Here is an 18,146-nt window from a genome sequence, read left to right on the forward strand (position 1 = left end):
GAAGACGTTACTTAGAGTGCTTTTGAATCAGCTTTTCAACGATACGTGAAACAGCCACAAAGCCAAACGTCGCGGTTACAACCGTTGCTGCACCAAAACCCGTCGCACAATCCATACGTTTTGGACCTTCTGCTGTCGCTTTCGCAGCACATACACTGCCGTCAGCTTGAGGGTATTTCAGCTGTTCAGTTGAGAACACACAATCGATACCAAACTTACGTGCTGGATTCTTAGGGAAATTATGATGACGACGAAGGGTATCTTTTAGCTTCTTCGCGAGCGGATCTTGAATCGTCTTCGTCAGATCAGCCACTTTGATTTGAGTGGGATCGATTTGACCACCCGCACCACCGGTAGTGATCACCTTGATTTTGTTGCTACGACAATAAGCCAACAGTGAAGCCTTAGCTTTCATGCTGTCAATCGCATCTAATACAAAGTCGAACTCTTTCGACAGGTATTCAGCCTGATTGTCTGGGCCGATGAAGTCGTCAATCAGGTTAACTTTACACTCAGGGTTAATCAGCTTAACGCGCTCTGCCATCACTTCAATTTTGCTTTTACCAACGGTACCCGACATTGCGTGGATCTGACGGTTGATGTTGGTCACACACACATCATCCATATCGATCAAAGTCAGCTCACCTAAACCAGTACGAGCAAGCGCTTCAACCGCCCATGAACCGACACCACCAATACCGATCACACACACGTGTGCTGCTCTAAGTATGTCGACTTCACTATTGCCATATAGGCGACGGGTGCCACCAAATCGTTGGTCATAGTTTTCTGAAGCTGGAGTGGTCAATTCACGCATTGTTGCCGCCAATTTATTTCTGAGAAAAAGAAAAGAGTGCGTTTTATACGCACTCTTGAATAAAAAGTCTAGGGGATTAGCGATTCGCTTTCAATGCCCTATTTTATTGTAGCTTACTCAACCTTTTCAGGAGGCAAAGCCCAAGGCGCTTCAGTTGCGCTGCCATCTAAACCGAGCTTCCACACACGACCAAAATGCTTGTAATGGCCCGCTTCTGTACCCGCTCGAGGGCCCATGCCGTGGTAAAGGTCCAAATGGTTTTGCTTAACCGCGCCGCCCGTATCCAAAACCAATAGCAGTCTTAGTTGATGAGCGCCGCTCCAAGTACCATCAGCATTCAATAATGGAACCTCAGCAAGAATCGGCGTCCCCATAGGCAAGATAGAGCGATCGCCCGCAACCGCCGCCATCGGTAATAGAGGAATGCCCGCGCTACCCATCACAGATAGGTCGTCTCTCGCTTCAAAAAACACGAAAGATGGGTTTTGCTCAAGCAGCTCTTTGACCACTTCAGGATCGTTTGCCAATACCCACTCTTTGATTGCTTTTAGCGACATTTTTTCGCGTGGAACTAAGCCTCGTTCAATCAGAACACGGCCAATGCTCACATAAGCTTTATTGTTCTTACCCGCGTAGGCGAAATACTGCAGCGTGTCATCATCACCGAAGTGTACAAATCCACTGCCCTGTACTTCCATCATAAATGGGTCGATACGGTTTGCTGAATAACCTAACTCAAGGCCTTGACCTTCTAATGCGCCGTTGTAAATCTCTTGGCGTGTTGGACACTCTTTACCACACTCAGGAAGCCCGTAAACAGGGTAACGATATTCTTCATTCGCTTCGTGGCGCAGCTCCATCACAGGAGAAAAGTAGCCCGTGAACAAAACATTGCCTTGTTTATCACCACCACCTAGTTGAGCGGTTTGAACGCCAAAATTCGCTAGCTCGCTTGGATCTCCACTCAGCATCGCCCACTCATTGAGTTGTTGATAAAGCGGCTCATAGATTTTAGCCATCGAAGGGGATTTAGAAACCACCATCTCAGCTTGTTCTGCAAATGCGGTGTAGTCTCTTGGTTTATTGGATTCAACCTGATCGACCTTATTCAAGGTGCGAGGAAATTCGTCATCAAGGTGTTGCTGAGCAAGATCAGTGGGTTGAGCACAGCCAAATAACAAAGAGGCAGCGACAAGGGGAAGCCATTTTTTAATCACAAGAGTCATCCTAAAAATTCTATGCATCGAGGATGACAAAAACAGTCAGATAACACAATCTTAGATTGTAAGAGTTTACAAGAAGATAACCTATCGGACGGAGTTATCGATATGGCCCTTAAGGCGGAAGATGGGATTGTAGTGACTGTCAGAATCGAGCACCATTTCTGTATTGTCAGAATTGGTCATGCGGAAGCGATAGGTTTTATCACCCGCCTTGTATTCAAAGTAGTTTCCATCAAAGTCAAAGCTCGTCGAAACAACAGACCCACGAACTGACACACCATTAGCATTCAGAACAAACTCATCGGTCGCATAATGTGCAACATCTTGCTCTATCCAAGTGCCGTATATCAGATTGTCGGGCGTCGCCGCATTTTGCACTCGGGAAAGCACATCGCCGAACAAAGAAACCACCGCAAACGAACCCACTAAGGCTAGAACCATTAAACAGCGTTCAATGATCTTACGCTTCAACTTAGATTGATTGCGCTGATCAGCTTCGCTGTAGAGACCTTTGGTTATCTCATCGATTTTGTTCTTTGTTGCTGGAGCTTGTTGCATTCGGTGACTACTCATAAGGATGCTATGCGCATTCTACACTGAGACAGTTTATATATTGAAGCCTAGATAAGAATAGTTTGCGCTTTATTCCAAAAAGGCGTTGTTTACATTTGAATTTAAATGCTAAATTATCGAATAAATAAACAAAATGGACTTATTCTGTGAAATTAAGAAGTACAGCGCTAGTAAAAGGTTTCAGACAATCAACCCCTTACGTAAATGCTCACCGTGGCAAAACCATGGTCATTATGCTGGGAGGCGAAGCCGTTGCCGACAGGAACTTTGGTAACATTATTAGTGATATAGCCTTGCTCCACAGCCTTGGAGTAAAGATTGTTCTCGTTCACGGGGCAAGACCGCAGATCAACCAATTGCTCGCCAAGCAAGATTGCCATACGCCTTATCACAAGAATATTAGGGTCACTGATGAATATTCTTTGGGCGTCGCTATGCAGGCTGCTGGACAGCTTCAACTTGCCATCACCGCACGCCTCTCAATGAGCTTAAACAACACGCCGATGGCAGGCACTCAACTCAATGTTATGAGTGGTAACTTCATTACGGCTCAACCGCTTGGCGTGGATGACGGTACGGATTATTGCCATAGCGGGCGTATTCGTCGAATCGATATCGAAGGGATCAATCGCACGCTTGACCAAGGTTCAATTGTACTGCTTGGCCCTATTGCCAGCTCCGTGACAGGCGAAAGCTTTAACCTACTTTCTGAAGAGGTCGCTACCCAAGTTGCTATTCGTCTAAAGGCCGACAAGCTGATTGGCTTCTGCTCCGAACAAGGGGTAACAGATGAACGCGGTAACGTGCTCGCCGAACTCTTCCCTAAAGATGCCAAGCAAATTCTAGAACGATTAACGGAATCTCAAAATCCTGCCGAAGACATGAGCACAGGAACACTGCGCTTCTTGAAAGGAGCGATCTCCGCTTGTCGAGCTGGTGTGCCTCGTTGTCATCTAATCAGCTACAAGGTAGATGGCGCATTAATCCAAGAGTTGTTCTCTTTTGACGGTATTGGAACCCAAGTGGTCATGGCTAGTGCCGAGCAAGTAAGACAAGCTCAGATTGACGATATTGGTGGCATATTTGACCTTATTCGTCCTTTGGAAGAACAAGGCATTCTCGTTCGTCGCTCAAGAGAACAATTGGAACAAGAGATTCACCGCTTTACGATTATCGAAAAAGACGGACTGATTATTGGTTGCGCTGCACTATATGCGTATCCGGAAGATCACATGGCAGAGATGGCGTGTGTGGCGATTCACCCTGACTATCGCGATGGAAACCGTGGGCAATTGTTGCTGGATTACATGCGTCATCAGTCGAAGTCTCGTGATATCGACCAAATTTTCGTTTTAACCACACATAGCCTGCATTGGTTCCGTGAACAAGGGTTTTACGAGATCGGAGTTGATGAGCTACCGATGGAAAAACAGGGGCTGTACAACTATCAACGTAACTCAAAAATCTTAGCGTTAAATGTGTAAATAAAGTTTTGGACTAAAATCTCACTTCAAAGGAAAAATAATTGCAAATGTAATCGTTTTCTATATGAGATTTATTAACTATGCACTTTCACTCACACGTATAATTGTATAGAATTTAGACGCTTTAATAATCTTAACAAATGTTTTTATTGGAATTGCCATCTCGATAGTCATGTCGAACTCATTGAGGTGGTCACTGCACGGATTGCTATACCCGTTGACGGCCAGCACGCTAACATTAGCTCTGCTCGTTAATATAAACAGCAAAAAGAGCAATATTGATATGAGAACCATTGTTTGTAACTCGCTGCAAAGTTTTTGGGATATGGCTGATAACCAATTCTTAGAAGGGCTAGACGTACACTGCGTGTTCCCTGTTAGCGAGAATCTAAAAGAGTTTATTTTGAATTGCCAAGCAAAGTACAAGATAAACCACATATCGTTTACTCGAGCGTTTTTAGGCTCTGATTCCTAATAACGCTCAAAGCAACCAAGGATGGTTGCTTTGTGTTTGTCTAGCCCTAAGTTCAAAACCTTCTCTAGCCGTCCATAACGACTAATTCGTTAAGCGACTGCCTAAACCACTCACTCGCTCTGTTTTCACCTTAATCCCACGCTTCAACACATTTGTATCGCTGAACATCATCAGTCGTTTCTTCGCACGTGTAATACCTGTATAGATAAGCTCCCGCGTTAAAATAGGGCTGAAATCTGGCGGCAAGATCATTAAGGTCAGATCAAATTCACTACCCTGAGATTTGTGTATTGTCATTGCATAAGCCGTTTCATGATCGGGCACTCGGCTTGGTAGCACAGCTTTTACGCTGCCATCGGGCAACTCAAAATAGACCTTCAAACGAGGGGTTAAGTCAGGTTGACTAGAACCCGCCTCAAGCATACAGATACCAATATCACCATTGTACAAACCCAAGCCATGATCATTTCGCGTCACCATAACAGGACGTCCGTGATACCACAGCTCATCATTATGAGGGCTCACCAAACGCCTTGCGGCCAGTGCTCTTTCAATTCTGTGGTTGAGGCCTTTAACACCAAAATCCCCTTCACGAATGGAACACAACAGTCGGCATTGGCTGAACAAATCGAGTACCGATTTCGCTCTCGCTTCTTGAGTTTCTAACTCTTCCAACGGCACATTCATTCTATTGAGGTACGCACCATACTCGTTAACCAAAGTACGCAGCATCAGGTTATAGCTGTCACTCGACAGAGGGTGGTTTTCGATATCGCCAAAACCTTTGGCAAACACTTGGTCTACTTGATTCGCAGAACCATTATTGATTGCTTTTGCCAGCTGACCGATACCGGAGCGCGCATCGAAACGATAACTCTTCTGCAGCATACACAAGCTATCCGCAATCGCAGGCGGATTCACCGCTCCAGCTTTGTCTTGTCTTGGTTTAGCTATCGCATCAAAACCTGTCATCTCTGCAATCAAATTGCCTTGCGCTGTGCTGTACCCTGCAGAGTTGAATGAACAGATATCACCGAGCACAGCACCTGCCTCTACTGAAGCGAGTTGGTCTTTATCACCCAATAAGATGAGCCTTGCGTGCTCAGGAAGTGCATCCACCAGCTTATACATCATCGACAGATCAACCATTGAAGCTTCATCTACTACCAAGATATCAAGGTGGAGTGGATTGCGTCGGTTATGTCTAAACTCAGCACGGTTAGGAATCGCGCCGAGTAATCGATGTAACGTGCTCGATTCAGTTGGTATGTTGGCCTTCACTTCAGGCGCTAATGGCAGCTGCTCAATCGCTTTACCAATCGACTCGGTTAAACGCGCCGCCGCTTTACCTGTCGGTGCCACCAGCTTAATCGTTGGCGTTTTACCTTGGCTGAGCGATTGCTCGATCATCGCCGACAGTAATTTGGTTACTGTGGTCGTTTTACCGGTACCCGGCCCACCGGAAATCACCGCAAAGCGACGACTCAGCGCCACCGAGGCTGCCACTTTTTGCCAGTTCAAACATGCCGATAACGGCACCAAGTCGTCCAACACATCTAAGTCCGTTACCTGCTTAGCTTGTACAATCGCTTGGTCGATTGATCCCCAATCTAAAGCCTGCTCATTCACAATATCAAGATGGTCACACACCAATTGTTGGCGTAATACCTGAGACGTTTGTTGGCTTGCTTCAGCCTTGGATAAGGCGTTAAACAGAAAATGATAGCTACGTGCAAAAAGCAGATTGAGCGTTTCAGTCAGCGCTTTTTTCTGCTCAGTATTGAACTCTACCGGCTTACTTAAACGGTTTAAGGTCTCAGCCAACACAACTTCGTAGTTCCAATAACGCTGTAAATAGACACGCTGCCCATCGAACATTAGAGGCTTAACACAATCGTTGGTCGTTCCCACTAAGTTTGATGATTGAAGCACAGCCACCCAATCAATACCCAACAGTTTTTGGTTCAATTGCAGTGCAGTTTCACCGTATAACCCAAGTAACTGAGCAAGATCTGCCGCTAGTTCAGGGCCTGTCGTATGCTGCTGTATAAGCTGAGTACAAATGTGTCCTTTGCCTAATTCATGGCTCACTACCCCCGCGAGAAAGCCGATCTCTTGAGGGTAGCTCGTGGCTTGCTGAGCAAGAAAACGGGCAAATTGATAATCCAACTGACGAATAGAACCCTTATCCGCAAGAAACTGGAGTACATCCATCAGTTGCTCAGGAATAAGTGAAACTGGCTTTGCTGTGTTCGCAGTATCTATGCCGGTATTAGTGGTCGTTGTTGTCATTATAAAAGCCCCATCTGTCCAGTTTCATCGTCATTCAATTGTGCCGAACGTCTGTCTATCACTTTACCGTCAATCAATTGATCCATTTCATCAAGTAAAGCCAGTGTTGGTTTGGCCGAGAAAATACCTTGCTGAGATTGGCCGTCCATTCCTCGTAAGAACAAGTAGTACACGCCACCAAAATGTTGTTCGTAGCTGTAATTGGCAACGCGGCTGCGTAAGAAACGGTGCAACGCCAATGCATAGATTTGATATTGCAAATCATAGCGATGGTCGGCCATCGCCGATTTCAATGCCTCGCCATGGTAGACAGCAACATCATCTCCTAAGTGATTCGATTTCCAGTCGAGTACATAGTATTTACCTTGGTGCTCAAACACCAAATCGATGAAGCCTTTCAACATACCTTGCACGGTTTGGAAACCTAGATCGCCCGCTTTGGCTGACAATGGATCGTGATATTGAATGGTTTGATTCAGTTCAGATGCAGCCAATACTTCGATCGGCAGTAAGAATTCCATCTCAACTAAACGTTGCGTCGAGTCTTTCTCGCTTAGCTTTAAGTTCTTGCCGTCTAATGCGGTGTTCAGCACTGTATCGACCAGTTGCTGAAGCACAGGTAGCCACTCTAATTCATATTGCTCTGATTCTAATAAGTGAGTGATTACTTGCGTGTTATGTTCACTGGTTGCTGGCTCGGTAAATTCAACCTCCTCAAACAAGGTGTGTAAGAAAGTACCTGGGCGAGCACCACGAGGGAACGTAAAGATAGAGCGTTCAGGCTCAATCAACTCAGACTCATCCTGCTCATCAGCCGAGTCAATATCAAAACCAGACACCTCAATGGTCGCGTCATGGCTCGCGCCGTGACTGCCTTGCTTTACAAGCCCCGAGTAACTGGTGATACGCCAAGCTCGGTCGATTGAAGCCTTGAGTTCGCTCGCATGTAAGTCTTCGCTCACTTGCTCGGTTTGTACAAACACTTGCTCGTGAGCGGTTGGAATTTCGGCTAGCAGCACACTGGAATTCTTGCCCTCAATGGCTGCAAGAGCCTGATGCAATTCGGCAATACCCTGCTCTTGACCGTTTTGAACCAAATAGCCCATCGCACTCAAATGCACGCCGGTAGGCTCTTTGGTTGAACGCCCTTTACGTAGCGGTGCCATGCCAATGAAACAGCCATAAACCGCACGAGTCAGCGCTACATAAATCAAACGCAAGTCTTCCGCGAGTCGCTCTTTATCGGCTTGGGCTAAGGCACTATCACTACCTGTAATATCCAGTACTGTGGTATCTGAATCATGATCGTAGAATTTGCCTTCGCTCGCTTCTCGGTAACTCGTAACAAATGGCAGGAATACTAAGTCATATTCCAAACCTTTCGACTTATGAATGGTAACGATTTGAACCAAGTTTCTCTCTGATTCAAGACGCTGAATGTCATCCTCACTGCCGCCTAAACCATTTTGAGCATCGGAAATCGCTTCTGCTAACCAACGCAACAAACCGTAATCACTATCGAGTTCTTGTCTTGCTTGTTGCAACAATTCGCCAATGTGCATTAAATCAGTGAGTGAGCGCTCACCATTTTCTTCTTCCAGTAAGCGTTCCGCGAGATGTCGTTTACTGATCACGCTGCGAAGCATTGGCAACACGCCGCGCTGAAGCCACAACTTACGATATTCTCTAAACTCGTTAACGACGTTTTCCCACACCACTTCATCGTTGTTGAGTTCATCCAATGATGCGGCATCCAGAGCAAACAACTCCGACGCTAAACTGGCGCGTAATGCTCGGTCATTTTCAGGTGTCAGCACCGCCTGCAACAAACGTTGAATATCTTGTGCGACCAAGCTGGTGAACACACTGTCTCGGTTGGATAAATACACGCTCGCAATGCCTTGTTCCGACAACGCGTTCTTAATCAGACGGCCTTCACTACCGGTTCGAACCAAAACAGCAATATCACCCGCATTCACGGCATGTTGTTTTTTGCCGTTATCAAAATAGGCTTGTTGATTTTGAGAAGCGGTCAGAATAGTTTGAATTTGACTCGCTGTCGCTTCTGCCATTGCCTTGTGATATTCACCTTTCGGCAATGGCTTATCTTCAGCCTCTTGCAGCCAAAAGGTAAGTGCGTGCTGAGTTTCTCCGTTCATCACCCATTGGCGTTTGTCGGCTGATGGACTGGCAGCAACGGGCAAAAATGGAATGTCTTGATCGTAGATAAACGGGCTGTCCGAATTCATAAACACTTGGTTTACTGCACTGACCATATCGGCACTTGAGCGCCAGTTAGTGCCTAAGGTGTAGTGAGCACTAACTTGGTTTCTCGCCTTGATATAGGTAAAGATATCTGCGCCACGGAAGCCATAAATCGCCTGCTTTGGGTCACCGATCATAAACAAGCCGCACTGCGGATTATCAAGATAGATTCGGCTAAAAATACTGTATTGCAGTGGGTCGGTATCCTGAAATTCATCGATCATCGCCACCGGGTAGAGCGTGCGAATCCTTTCCACCAGCAGTGACTGCTCATCGACATCGATCGACGCAGATAACTGGGTCAGTAGGTCATCAAACGACAACCACTGCTTTTGCTGTTTCGCCTTGGCGAGCATAGTTCGACAATGAGTAATCGCATGCGCCAATAACGGAGCTTTCAAATCAGCTGGGTGATTTAAGAAATCCTCAATCGCTCCGAAAACTGCATGCTGAGGTGCAGTGCCTTTCGGTGTTTTTTCAATGAGAGTAGCTTGCGAGAACTTCTCTAACTTATCTGGATATTGATAATCATGAGTGTCGCTCTGCGCCCATGCTGTCACAGCTTCTAACCATGTCGGCAGAGATTTCTTAGTGTAGCTACGCTTGTTCACATCCGAAGCAGAGATCAAAGCCAAAAAGTCCGCTTCGGATTCACACCACAGCGCTTTAAGTTGCTTCACTTTATCTAGGTTTTGGTTGTGCAGAGTTTGCAAGTCGCCCGACATCGCATCTACCGTCAATTTCAGCGGAGATCCTGTCAGATAACGATTTACGTCTGCTAATAATGCAGCCGGTGAACCCCAGATATTACGAACCTCACCAGCCAGTTGAATGGGCAGCGGGTAAAACTGTTTACGCCAATAGTCAGCAACTACTTGTGCTTTTAGGTGGCTTTCATCGGTCACAAATTCGTTATCAAAGCGGCTTCCAGACTCAAAAGCATTTTGAGTCAACATTCGCTGACAGAAACCGTGAATGGTGTAGACCGCTGCTTCATCCATTTGTCTTTCAGCGTTAAGCAGAGTTTTAGCTGCGCCAGCATGATCATCGATGGCTTGTAACAAAGGAGCAATCACTGGGTCGTCACTTTGCCCACGTGCAAACGCAATCCGCGCATCATGGATTCGAGCACGGATACGATCTCGCAGCTCAGCGGTAGCCGCTTCGGTAAAGGTCACCACTAGAATTTGGTCTACAGTTAGTGGCTCATGGTGTCGTGTAGCTTCCGTCAGATCACCTTGCGGCGCAGCAGTGCCGTGCCCCAGCAGTAAGCGCAAATACAAGCCAGCAATAGTAAATGTTTTACCCGTACCCGCCGATGCTTCAATTAAACGCGCGCCATGAAGTGGAAACGTCATGGTATCGAGTGTTTTTGGAGCGATTACCTGAACACTGCTTGTGGTCGTCATACCTTACTGCCTTCTGATAAATGTGTTGTTACAAATGTGACCTAGCGTGGAAAACGTCATTCAATTTACGTCCTACGCTGATTTGTTAATAGTTAGTGCGATCTCTCTCACGGATCAATTCAGATCGCCTCGCTACTATGCGCCCACGAGTTCAGGAGCGCCTATGAGTTTTGTACTTTACGGCGTTACTTTGAACCACAGAATAATGGTCCCTCTGACCTGTGGCCGTACAGCGAACGCCCTACACTAATAATGATTTACTGGCGGCCACTTTATTTCCTGTACCTGCTTCCCTTTGCCTTGATTCCCTTCACCTTGATTCCCTTCACCTGGAAAGTAAGCATCCCAAATGCTGACCAGCAACTCTCTTTCGTTTTTCATTAATTCAGCACACTCGTTATCGATCTTGTCGATCACAACCAATTACTCCTGATCTTCCAGATCGGCAGCTGCCAACCTTGCCGCCTGTAACACAAGCGTTGAATACATCCGTGACTCAGCAGCCAACTCATCGTCCCATTTAGACCAAATACGTGAGATGTAGGTATCTCTACCCTCGCCCGTAAAGGCGAAGCTATCATTAAAGGTATCGGCCATTTTCTTGAGCGACTTTTCTTCGTCATCGATCCACTTACCACGGCTAAAGCCAGCCTCAACGCCAGCCAATGCGGTTTTCGGGAAGTAGGGTAGCGGTGCTGTCATACCTTGATAAAACAATCGTACTAACTCAGCCAACAAGCTCTTCGCCTGCTGTGCATCGCCGATAGGTTGTAGCGTTTGGTGAACAACGCCCTCTTTTCTGTCATAGCCAATAATATGAGTCGTTTTTCCGTGTCCCATGACTGCGCAACATAGATGATCAATCCACGCAGCCAAATAATCTTGAGAGCGTATTTTACCGCTACGGAAACGCACTAGACCTGATTGATAGTTTTGAGTTAACCACCCTATCAAACGAACAGGCTTACCTTCGCCCAACACATCAAATTCGATATTCATCTCGAGATCTTGCTGCGGCGAGCCGCTCACAAATCGAATCTCTTTGGCTAAGTCTTCCGCTTGAACACGGTTGGTTTCAAATTCGATATCACCAAAAGCGCCGACCGGTAATCGGCCCTGTGCTTTTTGCTCAGAGACAAACAATCGAACCGCTTCATCAGCCCCTTCTGGATGGTCTAGCAACACTTGCAGCAGAGCATCCTTAAGCTGGAAGCTTTCTAAGCCATTAAGCACGAACGGCTCATCGTCTTCCATTACCGGAAGCGGTGGCTCAAACACTACTTTTAGGCGACGATTAAAGAAGTATTGTACCGGCAAGCGCCAGAAACGCTGCAGTTCAACCAGATCGAGTTCTAACGGATAAGTCGCACCAAGCAAATAGTCATCCAACGCACGATTGAATTCGCCACTGCATTCACCAGAACGGTTAGCCGCAGGAAGCCATTCTTTGGCGTAACTCAGCACATGGCTTGCATCACCTTGGGTAAAGGCTGCAGGGCTAAATGGTGTCATGGTGTGCTCAAAGCTGATCGCTTGAGTCAACTTGATGCCTGAATCATCACTTGGTAGTGCTTGGTCTTCACTTAGGCAGTAGTTTTGCTGACAATACTCAATCAATTCAGATACCAACACCGACGGCACTCGCTCGGTATTATCTTGAATCGAACGCCCAACATAACTGATGTATAAACACTCTTGCGCCGACAACATCGCTTCTAAGAATAGGTAACGGTCATCATCACGACGAGAACGATCTCCCGGACGAGTGCGTCCGTTCATCAAATCAAAACCTTCCGGCGGCATTGAGCGTGGGTAAACACCGTCATTCATGCCTAATAGACAAACAGTTTTGAACGGGATAGAACGCATCGGCATCAGGGTACAAAAGTTCACTTGCCCCGCTAAGAAACGCTGACTGATACGCGCGCCCGACAGTTTATTGTTTAAGTACTGATAAATGATGCTTGGCGATAGCTCTTGTTCGTACAAGGCATCATCAAGCTGTTCATTCAGTTGAGAAAGTGCATCACGAATCGACTTAAGCACCACCTCGCCTTCTAGCTCAACGGCAAAGAAATCGTCAATCATTTGCAGCAAGGTTTCACGCCACATATCGATGGATTGCGTCTCAGTAAGGCGTTGACGGTAATGGGCAATACGGTCAATAAAGTGCGCTAACTTACCTGCAAGTTCAGCGTTAATGCCCTGAACTTCGTTATAAGCTGCAATTGGAGAGTGTTCGGTTTCAAACAGACCCGCAGAATCCGACATCGCATAACCCAGTAACATACGCTGGATACCAAATAGCCAAGTATTTTGCTCGGTGGCAGGCAAATCAAACTCTGTTGCCGTAGAAGAATCGACGCCCCAGCGGATACCCGCTTCTTCAACCCACTGCTTAGCTTGTTCAAATTGAAATTCATCAATACCGAAGCGTGCCATCATCGCTGGGATTTCTAATAGCTCTAGAAGTTCAGAAGCTAGACAACGCGTGTTAGGTAACGCGACCAACTGCATGAACGCGGTCAGAATTGGGCTCTCTTGGTCTGCCGTTCTATCCGAGATCGAGTAAGGGATATAACGCTCACCCGGAGCATTACCAAATACCGCCTGAATAGCAGGGCTGTAAGCATTGATGTCTGCCACCATCACAATGATATCGCGTGGTTTTAAGCTTGGATCAGCATCAAACATCGCTAACAACTGGTCATGGAGAACCTCCACCTCGCGCATTGGGCTGTGACAAGCGTGTACCGTCAACGAACGATCGCCCAGCTCAACCACTTGTTTGTGGTTGCTGGAGTCTAAGATGTGATCGTCTTGGTGCTCTTCTAACTCAAGAATATCGGCTTGCAATTGATGGAGCAGGCTGTCTCTCTCTACATCAATAAAGAACTCGTGCTCTTCACTGTCTGATTGAGATAGCAAAAACAGGTTATCTCTGCCCAATTTACCCATAGACGCCAACAAGCTATTACCGACCGCTTGGCTGGTATGCAGTTCGTCTTCAATATTGGCTTCAATGCCATCTTTTAATGGTGAGACTTCGCCTTCTAGCTGAGGTAAACCATCAACCAAAGCAAACTGCTTACGACGCTGCGCTTCCACTCTCGCCAAGTATTTACGGTCACGAATATCGCCCCAGTAATGTTGGCAAGGGTTGGTAAACATCAGGTGGACATCAATCTGCTCGCCAAGCGCTTTCAATGCGTCCATATAACGAGGAGGCAGTGACGAAATACCAAACACAAACAGACGTTTCGGCAGGTGTTGTAACTGGCCTTGTTGATTAGCTAACGCTTCAATGAAGTCGTGATACAAGTTACCACGGTGATATTTCGATTGGCCTTGAGAGAGCGTTTGCTCGTAGAGTGCCTTCCACAAAATCGGCTGCCAAGGGTGCTCTTGCTGCCCTTCATCATCGACCAATTCAGCAACGGGCTCTCCCGCTTCCCACATCGCCATCCACTCCGGTCGATACACTAAGTATCCATCGAAGATATCGGCAATTTTCTCTGCCAATTGATACAGCTTCGAATCATCTTCGTCGTTTTCAAGATAGCGTTGCAGCGGTAAGAAATCAGGGTGGTCAAGCTTAGCGGGTAGCAAACTCATCAACTTCCACGTCATCGCTTCTTTATTAAAAGCACTGCGTTTCGGTACGTCAGGAAGCACTTGGGTGAACATATCCCAAATGAAAGTTGCTGGAAGAGGAAAATCGATATTTGCTGCTACACCAAACTCTTTGGCGAGTTCCATCTTAAGCCATTGAGACATGCCTGGGCTCTGAACCAAGATCTGCTCTTTTTCGAAAGGATTGGCTAAAGGGTCACTTTTAATTAAGTGAACGAGGAGGATTTTTAAAGTATCAACTTTATTGGAATGGTAAACAGTAAACAAAGTGCACTCACGCTAATCTTGCCACAATATAAAGCCAGATTAGCATAAGTGCTGAGTTTGGATTAGGAATATAAGCTTATGAAATACTGAAAACTTAAGCTCCGTTTATCTTTTGAACTATTGCTTCTTACAATCTACTGCCTACCGCGCTTAGAACACGGTGAGGTTTGTAATTCATGTAATAACGAACCGCCACATAACCCACTACAAACGTTGCCACAATCAATTCTAGATACGCTAGGCCAAACACTTGATTGATGTAATGCGCTTCAATACCTTGTGCTTGCATCCACGCAGCCAGTTTGAACAAGGCTGTTGCACCAATCACGATTGGGAAGGTAAACGCTGCATAACCAGGGCTAAATGGAAGACGAAGTAGTTTGAAAAACGCCATATAGATAATGAACGTCATCAACACTGCAATACCAAATAGTAAACCAATGATCACAGGTGAAGGGTTAGCAGTAACGGTTAAGTAACCCGCCAAAGATAGGCTTGCCGGTGCTGCCATAATCGCAATCGTTGGTTTTGCAGCATCTGGCACTTCGTGAGAGAAGATCAAACGGTAAACCATGATTGGTAGCATTACTGCGTAAACCAATAAGCCGAATACCAAAGTCGCGTTAGCTACTGGCTCTAAAACTGGATTACCTGAGAAAGAGACGTCAGCGACGATAATACCGATCGGTGGCACAAACCAGCTTGGCACCATGTGGTGAATCTCAAAGTTTTTAGCTCTGTGGTACAAAAAGCTCGTTAGAAACACAACATGCAAAGCCACAGAAGCCAACCACATAGCTTCTTGTAAGAATTGAGAGATTGGCGCCAAAGACGCTGACACCACCATGCACCCCATTGCAAATGTTGGTACCACACTGCCGACAACAGGGTGAGCAAGATCTTCACGCAATAGGTGACCATGAATCAAAAATTTCACAGCTAAAACAAGAAGTAATACCGCCGCAATGCCAGCACTGAACCACTGCACCAAACCCGGTGTGTGTAAGATACCTTGTGCGACCAGAACACCATCCCAACACCAGCCTAAGCTTGCAATTGCGAGTGCTAACCCTGCCATGGGTGTTGGAGCTCCTGTTAATCTATATTTAATACGTTGAATCATGTCAGCCTCTCTTAAACCTAATTCACTAAACTTGTGAACTCATCAGCTTGTTGAAGCCATAATACGCTTGCGCTTCGTTAAACAATATCCAATTATATATAACAAGTGTTCATCAATACTGAACAGAATCCATTTTCACCAGCAGAGTAAAACTAGGAATCTGATGGCTAATATTTCAATAAAACAGCTCAAAGTGTTCGTCACTATTACTCAGCACTCGACATTGACTGCTGCCTCTGAGGCTCTGTTTCTGTCTAAAGCTGCGGTCAGCATGGCACTAGGCGAAATGGAGAAACAACTCGGCCACTCTCTATTTGACCGGGTCAACAACCGATTAATTCTCAACCAAGAGGGGCATAAGTTACTTCCATTGGCGGATGAAATATTACATCGTGCTGCTGGTATTGATGTTTTGTTCCGTGATGATCAGCCTTTAAGTGGCAATCTAAAGGTCGGCGCGAGTGACACGATTGGTAATCAGGTCGCACCGTTTATTTTGTCAGGCTTTCGCGAACGAACTCAACATCAGGATCAAAGCTTGTTCATTTCAAACAGTGCACTGATCTGCCAAAAGTTGGTGGATTATGAACTGGATATCGCGCTAATTGAAGGAAAAACATTACACCCTGAACTCATTTCGAGTCAGTTTAGCAGCGATGAAATGTGCATTATTGTTAGTAATCAACATCCTCTCGTTGCCAAAGAAAAAGTGATTTTAAGCGATTTAGAAGACAGCCATTGGATTTTACGTGAATCAGGCTCAGGGACTCGCGAGTTTTTCCTTCGTGCCGTCGCACCGCGCATCGAACATTGGTATGAATCTTTTGAACTCAACACCACAGAAGCAATCATCAACTCTGTTTCTGCCGGTCTTGGCTTTGCCTGTTTGTCTCGTTTAGCTGCTCAGCGAGCGATCGATTCAGGCCGAGTAAAAGCGCTTAATGTGCCACTTGATATGAAACGCCGATTCTGGATGCTGGTCCATAAAGACAAATATCAAAGCCCACTGCTGAAATCTTTCATGAGTTATTGTGAAGACTGGGCGGCACATCAAGATTGAGGCCGCATAGTACGGGCTCCAACTGGACTTTTAACATCAGAAACTGTATAAAAAGCCAGTAAAATTTATCAAACTTAGAGGATTAACCATGGCTGTTATCGTCAAGTACGTGGTGGAACGCAACGGAGAAGAGAAAATGACTTTTACCTCTAAAGCCGAAGCTGACGCATACGACAAAATGCTGGATATGGCTGATGAGCTTTTTGAACTGTTAGGCAAAAGCGATTTAGTTGAAGATGAAGGCAAGCAAGAAGAACTTGCAATGTACCTAGCGAAGAACAAAGAAGAAGTTCTTTACGCATTAGGTGCTAAGCGTAAGCCAGCTCCGAAAAAAGCTAAGAAGCTTGAAGCTGTTGAAGACGCAGAAGAAGATGCAGCTTAACTAGCTGATACCTTTCTAAAAAACGTCAATGACGCCTCTAATCAGAGTTCGTTATTGGCGTTTTTTTATACTTATCGAAATATAATGAAGCTTGTTTATAGTCGAAATCGCTCTAAACATTCGCTTGCATGAAAGTGTGAGGAAGATCTAATCTATAGCCATCAGGTGATGGGGTTCCACCTAAGCTTTTGCTTCAACCGCCCGTTCTTTCCGAACAGTGCTAATGACTCCTACAGAATCGAAAACAGGTAATACTGTTGGACGTATCGCTATTCCTCCATTTTGAAATGGACTTAGTCTATTAAGACCAAGTTCCATGACACCTTTGGATTATCGATACTCAAGATCTGTAGTGAATTAGCCGCACCTCTTCCAACACGTCCTGTTTTCTCAACGCCCTAGGCCTTAAATGGCTCTATAAGTGAGAAAACATTATGCACTACTCTTCATAAATTCAATCAATGTGCCCTATTCAAAGGGGTGATCTTCACAATTCAGCTCCAATTCCAGTTGAAGGCGCAATGGTTAGCCCAAAGGATGTCATCGCTATTTCTGGCTTAAGCCACGGTGTTGGCACTTGTGCACCACAACAAGGTGCTGCAAAACTGACTCTTAACGTAAAAAACGGCATCATCGAAGAAGCATTAATCGAAACGATTGGTTGTTCAGGTATGACTCAATCTGCCGCGATGGCTGCGGAAATCCTCACCGGAAAAACCATTCTAGAAGCGCTGAATACTGACTTGGTATGTGACGCGATTAACGTCGCGATGCGCGAAATCTTCCTGCAGTTTGTTTACGGTCGAACTCAGTCGGCTTTCTCTGAAGGTGGCCTAGAGATCGGCGCAGCACTAGAAGACTTAGGTCAAACACAGCGCAGCCAAGTTGGCACCAGCTACTCAACCGCAGCAAAAGGCGTTCGTTACCTAGAGCTTGCAGAAGGTTACGTAACCAAGCTTGCACTTGATGATCACAGCGAAGTGATTGGCTACGAATATCTCAACCTCGGCAAAATGATGAAGGCGATTAACCAAGGCGTGCCAGCGAATGAAGCGGCCGACCTTGCGACAGGGACCTATGGCCGCTTCGATGAAGCCGTGACCACTATTAACCCACGCCAACAGTAATTTTGCCTATTTAGAG

Annotated in this window: 12 protein-coding genes, 1 pseudogene and 1 riboswitch; of the genes and pseudogenes, 5 read left to right on the plus strand and 8 right to left on the minus strand. The window is 46.0% G+C overall.

Annotated elements, in window-relative coordinates:
* Positions 1–7: 7 nt before the first annotated feature.
* From tcdA to AB4263_RS11420, 3 genes are all read right to left on the minus strand, one after another.
* Complete coding sequence (tcdA, locus tag AB4263_RS11410; protein ID WP_102557806.1) at positions 8–817, minus strand: tRNA cyclic N6-threonylcarbamoyladenosine(37) synthase TcdA; 810 nt, start codon at positions 815–817, stop codon at positions 8–10.
* 113 nt (positions 818–930) lie between these two features.
* Positions 931–2,043 carry a murein transglycosylase A gene (gene mltA, locus AB4263_RS11415; protein ID WP_017064192.1) on the minus strand — a complete coding sequence of 371 codons (1,113 nt, stop codon included), beginning with the start codon at positions 2,041–2,043 and terminating at the stop codon, positions 931–933.
* Positions 2,044–2,124: 81 nt separating this feature from the next.
* Complete coding sequence (locus tag AB4263_RS11420; RefSeq protein WP_017064193.1) at positions 2,125–2,598, minus strand: DUF2850 domain-containing protein; 474 nt, start codon at positions 2,596–2,598, stop codon at positions 2,125–2,127.
* 161 nt (positions 2,599–2,759) lie between these two features.
* On the opposite strand from AB4263_RS11420, the gene argA reads away from it, so the two are divergent.
* Together argA and AB4263_RS11430 are read left to right on the plus strand one after the other, a co-directional pair.
* Complete coding sequence (gene argA / locus AB4263_RS11425; protein WP_136978982.1) at positions 2,760–4,097, plus strand: amino-acid N-acetyltransferase; 1,338 nt, start codon at positions 2,760–2,762, stop codon at positions 4,095–4,097.
* A 283-nt stretch (positions 4,098–4,380) separates the two neighbouring features.
* Positions 4,381–4,572: a hypothetical protein gene (locus tag AB4263_RS11430; RefSeq protein ID WP_046224581.1), complete on the plus strand. Its 192-nt coding sequence runs from the start codon at positions 4,381–4,383 to the stop codon at positions 4,570–4,572.
* An 81-nt stretch (positions 4,573–4,653) separates the two neighbouring features.
* Here the strand turns inward: AB4263_RS11430 and recD are convergent, their stop codons facing one another.
* From recD to AB4263_RS11455, 5 genes and pseudogenes are all read right to left on the minus strand, one after another.
* Positions 4,654–6,864 (minus strand): exodeoxyribonuclease V subunit alpha, encoded by a 2,211-nt coding sequence (gene recD, locus AB4263_RS11435; protein WP_372098230.1) that lies wholly within the window; start codon positions 6,862–6,864, stop codon positions 4,654–4,656.
* Positions 6,864–10,538, minus strand: a complete 3,675-nt coding sequence (recB, locus tag AB4263_RS11440) for an exodeoxyribonuclease V subunit beta (RefSeq protein WP_372098231.1) — start codon at positions 10,536–10,538, stop codon at positions 6,864–6,866. Before recB ends, recD begins: the two co-directional genes overlap by 1 nt.
* Positions 10,539–10,779: 241 nt before the next feature.
* Positions 10,780–10,961: pseudogene (locus AB4263_RS11445) on the minus strand (hypothetical protein).
* Entirely contained in the window at positions 10,962–14,438 is a 3,477-nt protein-coding gene (gene recC / locus AB4263_RS11450) for an exodeoxyribonuclease V subunit gamma (protein WP_372098233.1), read from the minus strand.
* 127 nt (positions 14,439–14,565) lie between these two features.
* A complete protein-coding gene (locus tag AB4263_RS11455; RefSeq protein ID WP_372098234.1) occupies positions 14,566–15,516 on the minus strand; it encodes a TDT family transporter in 951 nt (316 codons plus the stop codon).
* Between the two features lie 208 nt (positions 15,517–15,724).
* On the opposite strand from AB4263_RS11455, the gene AB4263_RS11460 reads away from it, so the two are divergent.
* From AB4263_RS11460 to AB4263_RS11470, 3 genes are all read left to right on the plus strand, one after another.
* Entirely contained in the window at positions 15,725–16,621 is an 897-nt protein-coding gene (locus AB4263_RS11460; protein ID WP_017059889.1) for a LysR family transcriptional regulator, read from the plus strand.
* 88 nt (positions 16,622–16,709) lie between these two features.
* Positions 16,710–17,003 (plus strand): YebG family protein, encoded by a 294-nt coding sequence (locus AB4263_RS11465; protein WP_008223840.1) that lies wholly within the window; start codon positions 16,710–16,712, stop codon positions 17,001–17,003.
* Between the two features lie 155 nt (positions 17,004–17,158).
* Positions 17,159–17,243, plus strand: a riboswitch (Fluoride riboswitch).
* Between the two features lie 221 nt (positions 17,244–17,464).
* Positions 17,465–18,130 carry an iron-sulfur cluster assembly scaffold protein gene (locus tag AB4263_RS11470; RefSeq protein ID WP_372098235.1) on the plus strand — a complete coding sequence of 222 codons (666 nt, stop codon included), beginning with the start codon at positions 17,465–17,467 and terminating at the stop codon, positions 18,128–18,130.
* Positions 18,131–18,146: the final 16 nt, after the last annotated feature.

The sequence above is a fragment of the Vibrio sp. 10N.261.55.C5 genome, from assembly GCF_041470505.1.
GTDB classification, from domain to species: domain Bacteria; phylum Pseudomonadota; class Gammaproteobacteria; order Enterobacterales; family Vibrionaceae; genus Vibrio; species Vibrio crassostreae_C.

What these genes read in the sequence shown, in the direction of transcription:
- tcdA (WP_102557806.1), bottom strand. Translation starts at nt 817, where the DNA reads ATGCGTGAATTGACCACTCCAGCTTCAGAAAACTATGACCAACGATTT.
- mltA (WP_017064192.1), bottom strand. Translation starts at nt 2,043, where the DNA reads ATGACTCTTGTGATTAAAAAATGGCTTCCCCTTGTCGCTGCCTCTTTG.
- AB4263_RS11420 (WP_017064193.1), bottom strand. Translation starts at nt 2,598, where the DNA reads ATGCAACAAGCTCCAGCAACAAAGAACAAAATCGATGAGATAACCAAA.
- AB4263_RS11430 (WP_046224581.1), top strand. Translation starts at nt 4,381, where the DNA reads ATGAGAACCATTGTTTGTAACTCGCTGCAAAGTTTTTGGGATATGGCT.
- recD (WP_372098230.1), bottom strand. Translation starts at nt 6,864, where the DNA reads ATGACAACAACGACCACTAATACCGGCATAGATACTGCGAACACAGCA.
- recB (WP_372098231.1), bottom strand. Translation starts at nt 10,538, where the DNA reads ATGACGACCACAAGCAGTGTTCAGGTAATCGCTCCAAAAACACTCGAT.
- AB4263_RS11455 (WP_372098234.1), bottom strand. Translation starts at nt 15,516, where the DNA reads ATGGCAGGGTTAGCACTCGCAATTGCAAGCTTAGGCTGGTGTTGGGAT.
- AB4263_RS11460 (WP_017059889.1), top strand. Translation starts at nt 15,725, where the DNA reads ATGGCTAATATTTCAATAAAACAGCTCAAAGTGTTCGTCACTATTACT.
- AB4263_RS11465 (WP_008223840.1), top strand. Translation starts at nt 16,710, where the DNA reads ATGGCTGTTATCGTCAAGTACGTGGTGGAACGCAACGGAGAAGAGAAA.
- AB4263_RS11470 (WP_372098235.1), top strand. Translation starts at nt 17,465, where the DNA reads ATGTGCCCTATTCAAAGGGGTGATCTTCACAATTCAGCTCCAATTCCA.